The sequence below is a fragment of the Massilia sp. 05N420 genome (assembly GCF_056397205.1).
The window spans coordinates 1-387 of the sequence record NZ_JBFTMX010000246.1 but is presented as its reverse complement, the minus strand read 5'-3'; the positions used below and the strand labels follow the sequence as shown (position 1 = coordinate 387).

Here is a 387-nt window from a genome sequence, read left to right as displayed (position 1 = left end):
GCCCCGCCCCTTTCCCAACCTGCTCCGGCAATCCGCTGCCGTGCGTGCCGGTTTCGTTTTGTTGATGATCGCCGCGCTGTGGCTGGCGATCCATTGGGCGGTGATCCTGCCGTGAGTGCCATTCTCATCGAGCTCGACAACCTGACAGTCAGCTACGACCGGCATCCGGCGGTGCATCATGTGTCCGGCAGCCTTCGCGAGGGCAGCCTGACGGCGATTGCCGGGCCGAATGGGGCGGGTAAATCGACGCTCTTGAAGGCGCTCATCGGTGAGATCCGGCCGGCGGCGGGGCAGATCCGTCACCGGCTGGCGCGGCTCGACTTCGGCTATCTGCCGCAGGCTGCCGATATCAACCGGCGCTTTCCGATATCGGTTCTGGATACGGTG

At 64.9% G+C, this 387-nt stretch carries 1 protein-coding gene; it reads left to right on the top strand.

The genetic code is table 11. The annotated features are described in order from the left end of the window. Positions 1-111: 111 nt before the first annotated feature. On the top strand, positions 112-387 hold a 276-nt coding region (locus AC1DIX_RS28175), incomplete at its 3' end, for an ATP-binding cassette domain-containing protein (RefSeq protein WP_477328671.1).